Annotated in this window: 8 protein-coding genes; 6 read left to right on the top strand and 2 right to left on the bottom strand. The window is 70.1% G+C overall.

Annotated elements, in window-relative coordinates:
• Nucleotides 1-239: 239 nt before the first annotated feature.
• The 3 genes from E1218_RS32915 to E1218_RS32905 are packed head-to-tail and all read left to right on the top strand — an operon-like array spanning nt 240 to nt 2,690.
• Entirely contained in the window at nt 240-1,469 is a 1,230-nt protein-coding gene (locus E1218_RS32915) for an ornithine cyclodeaminase, nickel-pincer nucleotide-dependent (RefSeq protein WP_132326955.1), read from the top strand.
• Complete coding sequence (locus E1218_RS32910) at nt 1,466-1,888, top strand: YybH family protein (RefSeq protein WP_132326954.1); 423 nt, start codon at nt 1,466-1,468, stop codon at nt 1,886-1,888. The genes E1218_RS32915 and E1218_RS32910 overlap by 4 nt, the downstream gene beginning before the upstream one ends.
• A gap of 52 nt (nt 1,889-1,940) precedes the next feature.
• Nucleotides 1,941-2,690: an enoyl-CoA hydratase-related protein gene (locus E1218_RS32905; RefSeq protein ID WP_132326953.1), complete on the top strand. Its 750-nt coding sequence runs from the start codon at nt 1,941-1,943 to the stop codon at nt 2,688-2,690.
• A gap of 102 nt (nt 2,691-2,792) precedes the next feature.
• Here E1218_RS32905 and E1218_RS32900 read toward each other — a convergent pair whose 3' ends face one another.
• On the bottom strand, nt 2,793-3,791 hold the full coding sequence (locus E1218_RS32900) for an NAD(P)H-dependent flavin oxidoreductase (protein WP_202866319.1): 999 nt from the start codon (nt 3,789-3,791) through the stop codon (nt 2,793-2,795).
• A complete protein-coding gene (locus tag E1218_RS36840; RefSeq protein ID WP_202866318.1) occupies nt 3,785-5,194 on the bottom strand; it encodes an FAD-dependent oxidoreductase in 1,410 nt (469 codons plus the stop codon). The genes E1218_RS32900 and E1218_RS36840 overlap by 7 nt, the downstream gene beginning before the upstream one ends.
• Before the next feature lie 170 nt (nt 5,195-5,364).
• On the opposite strand from E1218_RS36840, the gene E1218_RS32890 reads away from it, so the two are divergent.
• Genes E1218_RS32890 through E1218_RS32880 form a run of 3 tightly spaced genes read left to right on the top strand, consistent with a single transcriptional unit; the run spans nt 5,365 to nt 9,669 of the window.
• Nucleotides 5,365-6,540, top strand: a complete 1,176-nt coding sequence (locus tag E1218_RS32890) for an alpha/beta fold hydrolase (protein WP_132326950.1) — start codon at nt 5,365-5,367, stop codon at nt 6,538-6,540.
• A gap of 26 nt (nt 6,541-6,566) precedes the next feature.
• Nucleotides 6,567-8,645 (top strand): ATP-binding protein, encoded by a 2,079-nt coding sequence (locus E1218_RS32885; protein WP_132326949.1) that lies wholly within the window; start codon nt 6,567-6,569, stop codon nt 8,643-8,645.
• Nucleotides 8,646-8,700: 55 nt separating this feature from the next.
• Complete coding sequence (locus E1218_RS32880; protein ID WP_165949521.1) at nt 8,701-9,669, top strand: alpha/beta fold hydrolase; 969 nt, start codon at nt 8,701-8,703, stop codon at nt 9,667-9,669.
• Nucleotides 9,670-9,745 lie beyond the last annotated feature (76 nt).

The following is a 9,745-nucleotide window of genomic DNA, read 5'->3' as shown; positions in this document are numbered from 1 at the left end:
AGCGTGGGACACGAAGGCCTCCGGTTGGTGAAGCGGTGAACTAGACAGCTCCACTTCACAACCGGAGGCCTTCACCTGTCAGCCCGACTCACCGCCGCCAAGCGGGGCAACCTCCCTGGACATCACATCTAGCCGGACCCCTTGTACCGCACGGTGAGCCGGGTGAAGCATGTGTCACATCGGCACGCTAGAGTGCGGATCGTCGGACAATCCGACGACTGCTCCGAGGGAGGGTACCCGTGCAGGTCACCGAGACCGTCGAGATCACCGGCCACCTGATGGACTCCGGGCTGCTGTCCCGGGTCCTGGACGACATCCGCGGGTACGGCGGCGAGTACACGCTGGACAAGTTCGACCTCGGCTACGACAAGGACGACCCGTCCACCGTCCGGATGACGGTCGGCGCGGAGGACGAGGAGTCCCTGCAGCGGCTGCTGATGCGGATCCAGACCAAGGGTGCGAACCTGGTCGATCCCGGTACGCCGGAGATCACCGCGGTGTCCACCGACGGGGTGTTCCCGGACGGCTTCTACTCCACCACGAACCTGCCCACGAGCGTCCGGCTCGGCGGCCGCTGGGTGCCCGTCCAGAATCCCGAGATGGACTGCGGGCTGCTGGTCGACGGTGAGACCGTGCGGACGATCCCGATGTCCGACGTCCGGGCCGGCATGAGGATCATCACCAGCGCGCAGGGCGTCAAGGTCACACCGCCGATCGTGGTGAACACCGAGGAGGGCTTCGGCTTCATGGAGTCCGACGTCTCCAGCGAGAAGCCGCAGCGCGTGCTGGTCAAGCAGGTCGCCGACGGCATGCGCGAGGCCAAGGCGAACGGCCAGAAGGTGCTCTGGGTCGGTGGCCCGGGCATCGTCCACACGGGCGCCGCGCCGGCCATGGTCGCGCTGGTCGAGGCCGGTTTCGTCGACGTCCTCTTCGCCGGGAACGCGCTGGCCACCCACGACATCGAGTCGTCGCTCTACGGGACGTCACTGGGCGTCGACCTGGCCCGTGGCCGCGGTGTCGAGCACGGCCACGAGCACCACATCCGGGCGATCAACACGATCCGCAAGGCGGGCTCGATCGCGGCCGCGGTCGAGCAGGGGGTGCTCACCTCCGGGGTGATGCACGCGCTGGTGAAGAAGGGCCGGAAGTTCGTCCTGGTCGGGTCGGTCCGTGACGACGGGCCGCTGCCGGACGTCTATACCGACGTCCTGGAGGGCCAGCGGGCGATGCGCGCCGAACTGCCCGGGGTCGGCTACTGCCTGATGGCAGCGACCATGCTGCACTCGGTTGCTACAGGCAACATCTTGCCGGCGTCCATCCCGCTGACCTGCGTGGACATCAACCCGGCCACGGTGACCAAGCTGGCCGACCGCGGCTCGTCCCAGGCCCGCGGCATCGTCACCGACGTCGGCCTGTTCATCGAGCACCTCGCCCGTGAACTCTCGCCGTCGTACGCTGACGGGAAATGAGCCAGAGCTTCGAGTCCTTCCTGCGCGAGTACGAGAAGGCCAACACCGCCTTCGTCAACGGAGACGCGTCGCTGTGGATGCCGCTGGTGTCCCGCAGCGAGCGGACCTCGATCTTCGGCGGTTTCGGCGGCCACGAGGTCGGCTGGGCCCGGGTCGGTCCGCGGTACGAGTGGGCGGCGGCGCAGTTCCGGCCGAGTGACGCGAAGGTCGAGTTCGAGTACCTCGAGAAGCACGTCAGCTCGGACACGGCGTACTACGTCGCGATCGAGCGCTGTACGGTCGAGTACGTGCACCGGCCGGAGCCGACGCCGCACGTGCTCCGGGCGACGGTGGTGTTCCGCAAGGAGCACGGCGACTGGAAGATCGTCCACCGGCACGCGGACCCGCTCGGGCCGACCGCTCCCCCGCCGGAGTCCTGAGTCTGTGCGGCCGATGACAGCCGCGAGGCCGCAGTGGGTGTTGGATGTGCACATGACCGAACTGGTGCACCTCGAGGTTGCCGACGGCGTGGCGACGGTCACGCTCGACTCGCCGGACAACAAGAACGCCCTCTCCCAGCAGCTGACCGGTGAGTTGCTGGAGCAGTTGGAGGCGGCCGGGGCGGACGACGCCGCCCGGGTGATCGTGATCCGGTCCGCGCTGGACGTCTTCTGCTCCGGCGCCGACCTGTCCGAGGCGACCACTGTCGGCATGGGTGTCGGCGCCCAGCGGATGGTCGACGTCCAGCGGGCGATCGTCGCCAACCCCAAGCCGGTGGTGGCGCGGGTCGCCGGCCCGGTCCGGGCCGGCGGAATCGGCATCGTCGCGGCGGCGGACATCAGTGTCGCGGCGACGGGCTCGACGTTCGCGCTCACGGAGGTGCGGCTGGGGCTGGCGGCGGCGACCATCTCGTTGACCGTCATCCCCCGCCTGACCGACCGGGCCGCGGCGTACACCTTCCTCACCGGGAACACCTTCGACGGTCTGGAGGCCTCCCTTCTGGGACTGGTCACCCTCACCGTCCCCGACGACGACCTGGACTCCGCGGTCGCGACCATGCTGGAGTCACTGCTGAAGGGCGTGCCCCAGGGGCTGCGCGAGACCAAGAGACTCCTCAACCGCGACCTCCTCGCCGACATCGATGCCCGGGGCAAAGAGCTCGCCGAGCTCTCGGCGAGCCTGTTCGGCTCCCCCGCCGCCCAGGAGGCGATGCTCGCCTTTCTCAACCGCCGCAGGTTCTAGCGGTCCCGCCGAAGCGCTGCCAGCCCTGGAACAGTCAGGTCCTGTCCCTCCGAGGTGCTCTGCTGCGGCGGTGAAGCAGGTTCCGGAATCTGTTCTCCGTCATCACGTCTGGCCCATCGGGGCAATCGATGCACCCGACGGCAGGACCGTCTCCGCCTGGTGCAGCGCCGCGGCGCACTCGGTCATCAACCGGGACACCACCTCCGCGGCGGACACGATGTCGTGGATCAGCTCCGCGGACTGGCCGGTGAAGGGCAGCAGGTCGTGCCCACCGCCGGCGAGGACACCAGCTCGGACGCGGGCCGCCAGAGCTGGTGGGTCCAGACTGTCGGGGTCCTGCTCGAGCTGGTCGACGAGCGGAGTTCGCAGGGCCCGTGGCGCGAACGGCGCGCCGACCTGTGCGAGGTTGAACGGCGGCAACGCGCGGTCGGCGTTCGCGACCTTGACCGCGTCCCGGGCGTGCGCCGCGACGATCCGGTCCTTCCACGCCTGGTCGATCGTCATCTCGGTGGTGGCCAGGAAGCGGGTGCCCAGGCTCACCCCTTGGGCGCCGAGGGCGAGGGCGGCCGCCATCCCCCGCCCGTCCGCGATCCCGCCGGCGGCGACGACAGGCGTCGTACCGGCGAGATCGACCACCGCGGGGACCAGGACCAGGGTCGAGATCCAGCCCGCGTTCCCGCCGGACTCGGTGCCCTGAGCGATGAGGACGTCCGCGCCTGCCTCGAGCGCCATGTCGGCCGCGTCGACGTCGCCGACCGCCTGGATCCAGCTGATCCCCTGGTCGTGCGCCTGGGCGATCAGGTCGGCGGGGATGCCCATGTGGAAGGAGATGGCGGCCGGGCGGGCCTCGAGCGTGGCGTCGAACGCCTCCTGGTTCAGCGGACGCCCGGTGTGGTTGACGGCGAACGGCCGGTCGGTCAGCTCCCGAAGCCGGCGCCACTGCTGCCGAAGCTCGTCGGTGCTGCGCAGTGCGGTCCCGAGGCTACCGAGGCCGCCCGCGTTGCAGACCGCGGCCGCGAGCTCGACCTCCTCCCAGGGGCCGAAGGGCGCCAGCACGATCGGCGCCTCGACCCCCAGCAGCGAACACAGGCCGTTCACCACTGCCCCACAGGTACGGCGGACAACCGCTGGGCGACCACGAAGTCGTTGGGGACCGCAGTGATGCGGCGGCGACCGAGAAGGACACGCGGCATCAGGCGGGGTGAGAACAGTGCCTGGGGGTCGTCGATCATGTTCAGCACGCGGAGGAAGGCGGCGCTCACCACCGGGTCGTCGGAGGCTCTGGCCAGCACGCGGTCCAGGTACGTGTTGACCACTCGGTCCATCCGTGTCTGGGTTGCGCCGACGGTGTTCGGGTAGCGCAGGTCGGAGCCGGTGGCCAGCATCCATGGTCCCCTGGCCCGGGTCGCGATCGCCCGTTGGGCGCCGCGAAGAGCGCGCGGCAGGTCCGCGGTTGAGCGGCAGTCGGCGAGGATGCCCGCGAGCACCTCGGCCTCCTTGGCCGCGACCGTCATGCCCTGCCCGTACGCCGGGTTGAAGGCGCAGAGGCTGTCGCCGACCACGAGCAACCTGCCGGGCATCGCCATCTTCTCGTAGTGGCGCCAGCGATTGCCCGTCCGGCGATAGCCCCAGATCGGCGAGATCGGCTCGGCGACGTCCAGCACGTCCGACAGCAGTGGGCTGCGCAGGCTGGCGGCGAAGGCGCGGAAATCGTCCTCGTCGGTCGGCGGGTAGTCGCCGCCGCCACCGATCAGCGTGAGCACCCAGCGGTTCCCCTCGATCGGGAACATGATCCCGCCCCGCGGCTCCGCCGGCGGTGCGTTCTGGATGTAGGCCGCCTTCCAGCGCGCGCTGAAGCCGGCCGGGATCTCGAACAACCTGGTCGCGTAGCCGAGGTGAGAGTCGACGGTGCTCTCCTCAGGCGCGCCGAACCCCAGTTCACCGAGCCATTCGGGCAGCTTCGAGCCGCGCCCGCTGGCGTCGATCACGAGGTCGGCGTACAGATCGGCCGTGGCTCCCGTGGACCGGCTTCGCAGCGTCAGCCCCGACACCTCCCCTGCCGGACCGAGCCGCAGCCCGGTGACTTCCTGCTCGGTGCGGAAGCTGATGCTGCCCACTTTCGTGACGTGGCTCCGTACGGTCCACTCGAGCAGCGAACGGGTGGCCGACGTCACCCGCTGGGTCCCGGGGAACGGGTGGGTCCAGCGATTGGCCGGAGTCAGCCAGGCCACGTCCGTCGGCAGGTCGAGAGGTACGGCGCCGGCCGCCAGCAGATCGTTCCCGACCCCGGGGAGCAGCCGCTCCACGATGTCCATGCCCCCGGCCCAGAAGGCGTGCAGGTGGCGCGCCTGCGGAACCCCTTTGCGGACGTCCGGGCCGTCGGGCAGCCGGTCACGCTCGATCACGGTGACCTGACCGAAGTGGTCGCTCAGGACCCGCGCGGTCAGGATGCCGGCCATACTTCCGCCGATGACGATGGCGTGGCCCGGTCGGTCCTTGGTCATACTGACTTCCCCCTTGTGGAATGGCGGCCCTCCCTGGCCGTCCGCTGTCGGATCAAGGTGCCAGCCAGGACGCACGCCAGTCATGAAGAAGTTCTGCAGAGCGTCCCGAGACGGGCTGGAGACGGGTCGGCCGGATCGTGGCACACTCTCGATCAGAGGGGGCATTGGTCATGTACCGGTTCCAGGACTGCGAACTGGATCCCCGCGGATTCGTGCTCCGGCGGGGTGACGGTCAGGTGCGCGTGGAGCGGCAGGTGTTCGCGGTCCTCGTCCACCTGATCGAGAATCGGGACCGCGTCGTACCGAAACTCGAGCTTCTCGATGCTGTCTGGGGCAACCGGTTCATCAGCGACTCGGCCCTGACCAGCCGGCTCAAGGACGCGCGCCGGGCGGTGGGCGACGACGGGCAGAGGCAGGAAGTCATCACCACCGTGCACGGCGTCGGGTACCGTTTCGTCGCCCGCGTCGAGGTGATCGGGGAACCCGGCCCGCTGCCGGCAGCGTGTCTGACCCAGGAGATCCACTACTGTGACTCACCGGACGGCGTGCGGCTTGCCTACGCGCTGTGCGGTGACGGGCCGCCGCTGGTCAAGGCCGCGAACTGGCTGACCCACCTCGACCACGAGTGGAGCAGCGTCATCTGGCGGCACTGGATCCAATGGCTGGCCGGCGCCCATCGCCTGATCCGGTACGACGAACGCGGCTGCGGCCTCTCCGACTGGGACGTGACGGAGTTCGGCCTCGACGCCTGGGTGGAGGACCTGGAGCTCGTGGTCGACTCGGCCGGGGTGGACCGGTTCCCACTGCTCGGCGTGTCCCAGGGCGGCGCGGTAGCGATCAAGTACGCCGCCCTGCACCCCGACCGGGTCACGCAACTCGTCCTGATCGGCGCCTACTGCCGGGGCCGGCTCACCCGCGCGCGGTCCGAAGAGGAACGCCAGGAGGCGTCCCTCGACCTCGCGCTCGGCCGGGTCAGCTGGCGCCGCGACGATGCGGCGTTCCGGCAGGTGTTCGCCAGCCAGTTCCTGCCGGACGCTCCCCGGGAGACCTGGAACGCCTTCAACGAACTACAGCGCGCGACCACGTCGGTGGAGAACGTGGTCCGCTTTCTCGACGCGTTCGCGCACATCGACGTCGCGGCTGTCGCCCCGAAGGTGCGCTGCCCGACGCTGATCGTGCACTCCCGAGGCGACATCCGGGTCCCTGAGTCACAGGCTCTCGAGCTCGCCAGACTCATTCCAGGCAGCCGCCTCGTCTACCTGGACAGCGCGAACCACATCGTCACCGAGCACGAACCCGCCTGGCCCGTCCTGGTCACCGAAGTCAACCGGTTCCTGGCGTCATGACGCCGGCGCAGCCCTACAGTGAGGTCATGCGCGAGGGGGAACCCGCCACCGGAACCGTCGGTGCGCTGCTGGCGGACCGACGGCGGCGGACATTTGCCGGACGCCGGACCGAACTGGGATGCTTCCGCACCGCACTGGCCGGCTCCACAGGTGTGCTCTACGTGCACGGCCCGGGCGGCATCGGCAAGACCAGTCTGCTCCGCAGCTACGCCGACCTGGCGACATCACTCGGGGCCACCGTGCTGACCCTGGACGGACGCGACCTCGAGCCGGTGGCCAGCGCGGTGCTCGACAGCATCGGGGCGGCGTCCATCGACGACGTGCCCGACGCGTTGCCGGGCAGCGGGACCGTGCTCCTCGTCGACACCTACGAGCAACTGGGCCTGCTCGACGACTGGTTCCGCGAGGACTTCCTGCCGCGGCTACCCGACGGCGTACTCACCGTCCTGGCCGGACGCTTGCCGCCGGCTTCCGCATGGACGGAGGATCCGGGCTGGAGTGAGCTCCTGCACGTCCTCGCGTTGCGCAACCTGAACCGGGAGGACGCCCGCGTCTATCTGCGGATGAGAGGCGTACCGGACGACCGCCAGACTCGTGTGCTCGAGGTGAGCCATGGTCATCCGCTGGGACTGTCTCTGCTCACCGATCTGGTCGACGTCGGCGGCGAGGCTGTGGACGACGACCCGTTGACGCCGGACCTCGTCGCGACGTTGCTCCGACGCTTCGTCGACGTACTCCCGACCGGGCCGCAGCGGGGCGCGCTCGAGATCTGCGCCCTGGCCCGCACGACGACCGAGGCGCTGCTCCGGGACGGTCTCGGGGTCGACGACGCGCACGAGTTGTTCGGCTGGCTGCGGGGGCTCTCGTTCGTCGAGTCGGGGCCGGACGGGATCGCACCGCACGACCTCGCCCGGGACGTGCTCGTCGCCGATCTCCGCTGGCGTGACCCGGAGGGCTACGACCGCATCTTCCGCCGGCTCCAGAACCACATTCTCGCCCGGCTGCGCACCACCAGCGGCCGACGGCAGCAGCGCGCCCTGTACGACGCGAAGTACCTGCACCGCCACCAGGGGACCGGTCGGGTCTGGACCGACTGGGACAGCTTCGGCCGTCACTACCCGGAAACGGCGCAACCGGATGATCGCGCGGCGGTCCTCGAGCTGATCCGGCGGTGGGAGGGCGCCGAGTCGGCGACGATCGCGGCGCACTGGTGGGAGCGTCAGCCGGCCGGATTCCAGATCGTGCGTCATCACGACGGACGTGTCCGCGGGGTGCTGGCGTGCATCGATCTGACCCTGGCCACACCCGACGATTTGGCCGTCGACCCCGGCGCGCTCGCGGCGGTCCGGTTCGCCCGGGCGAACGTCCGCCGCCGCCCGGACGACCTGGTGACGCAGTGGCGGTTCTGCGTGGACGGCGAGGCGTACCAGGATCCCTCGCCGACAATCAACCTCGGCCCGGTGGTGTCGATCCAGCACTGGTTGCGGACGCCACGGCTGGCCGCGGACTTCCTCACCTTCCACGATCCTGCCCGGCGGGAGGAGTTCTTCGCGTTCTACGAGATCCGGCGCGCCGCGGATGCCGATTTCGCGGTCGGCGGCCGGCAGTACGGCCTGTTCGTCCGCGACTTGCGGCGACTGCCGCTGGACGACTGGTTGCGGATCATGTTCGACCGCGACCTCGCCGGCGAGCCGGCGCCGCTGGACCGGCCGGGTGCCGAACCGGTGCTGTTGTCCGAACCGGACTTCGGCCTGGCTGTCCGGGCCGCCCTTCGTGACCTCCATCGCCGGGACGCGCTCTCGCGCAATCCGCTCACCCGGTCGGCGCTCATCCGCGGGCACGGGGGTCCCGGCGACCCCGCGGACCTGCTCGGCGCCGTCGTACGCCGCGCTGTCGGCCGGCTCGCGGACACGGAACGGGACCAGAAGCTGCACCGCGCACTCGACCGGACCTACCTCCGCCCGGCTGCCACCCAGGAACGTGCGGCCGAACTGCTGGGCCTCCCGTTGAGCACGTTCAAGCGGCATCTCAACCGCGGCGTGGAGCGGGTTGCCGCCGACCTGTGGCGGCAGGAGCTCGAAACTGAGCCCGGAATGACCTGGTGAGTGAGACCCGATCGATCGCATGCTCCGCCCAATTCCCGATGAATTGGAGGGCACGATGCAGAACCACCAAGCCACCCCGCGAATCTGCGGATCCGGATACCGCGATCGGGCGTACGACGGCTACGCGCGGGCGTACGACGACCTCCTGCAGGCCTACGGCGTCACGGCGTACCCGTCCTATCCGAGGATCGGAGTCGGCGGCCGGACGTTCGTCGCGCGGGCCGGCGCCGGGGATCCGGTGGTCTTCCTGCACGGCACACCCGCGACCTCGGCCGTTTGGGTCCCGCTGGTCGCCGAGCTCGCCGGCGTCCAGGCATATCTCGTCGATCGTCCCGGCCACGGGCTCTCCGACCCACTCGACTACGCGATGGTCGACGATTTGCGAGCTCATGCCGTGGGGTTCGTGGAGCGACTCCTGGATGCGCTCGGGGCCGAGCGCGCCGTGCTGGCAGGCAACTCGCTGGGCGGTCTCTGGGCATTGTGGTCGGCCGTGGACCTGCCGGAGCGGGTGTCGGCGGTCGCGGCCATCGGTGCTCCGCCCGGACTGCTGACCCCACGGCTGCCACGGATCTTCGGTCCGTTGTCGGTGCCCTGGATCGCGAGCCTGATGCAGCGCCTGTCCCCACCCTCACCCCGGTCCACTCGCCGCTTCTTCCGGCGGATGGGCGACCCGCCGGCGCAACTCGACGACACCCTGGTGGCGGCCTTCACCGAAGCTCTGCGACTGCCGAACGCAGAAGGCGGGATGGCTCACATGGTGCAGCGTTTCGTCGAATGGCCCGGATGCTTCGCCGACAGGCGCCTGTGGTTCTCCGCGGAGGAGCTCGGCGAAATCCGGCAGCCCGTTCTGCTCGTCTGGGGACGCGACGACTTCGTCGCCGACCTGACCGCCGCGGGCCGGATCGTCGACTCGCTGCCCAACGCCTCGCTCGTCGAAGCCGGCACCGGCCACCTGCCGTGGTTGCAGGAGCCACGGCAGGTCGCCGACGCCCTCGGCGACTTCCTCCGCGCACGGGTCACCTGAGGGACGGTCCGCTTCCTCATCCGGTCAGCTCGATCAGCAGCGGGAGGTGGTCGGAGGCGGCGGCAAGGTCTTCGGG

Origin of the sequence: Kribbella turkmenica (genome assembly GCF_004348725.1) — a bacterium.
GTDB classification, from domain to species: Bacteria; Actinomycetota; Actinomycetes; order Propionibacteriales; family Kribbellaceae; genus Kribbella; species Kribbella turkmenica.
The sequence above is the reverse complement of the archived record's forward strand: the minus strand, read 5'-3'. Positions and strand labels throughout refer to the sequence as shown.

Coding starts and splice junctions, on each gene's coding strand:
- E1218_RS32910 (WP_132326954.1), top strand. CDS start 1,466: ATGAGCCAGAGCTTCGAGTCCTTCCTGCGCGAGTACGAGAAGGCCAAC.
- E1218_RS32905 (WP_132326953.1), top strand. CDS start 1,941: ATGACCGAACTGGTGCACCTCGAGGTTGCCGACGGCGTGGCGACGGTC.
- E1218_RS36840 (WP_202866318.1), bottom strand. CDS start 5,194: ATGACCAAGGACCGACCGGGCCACGCCATCGTCATCGGCGGAAGTATG.
- E1218_RS32890 (WP_132326950.1), top strand. CDS start 5,365: ATGTACCGGTTCCAGGACTGCGAACTGGATCCCCGCGGATTCGTGCTC.
- E1218_RS32885 (WP_132326949.1), top strand. CDS start 6,567: ATGCGCGAGGGGGAACCCGCCACCGGAACCGTCGGTGCGCTGCTGGCG.
- E1218_RS32880 (WP_165949521.1), top strand. CDS start 8,701: ATGCAGAACCACCAAGCCACCCCGCGAATCTGCGGATCCGGATACCGC.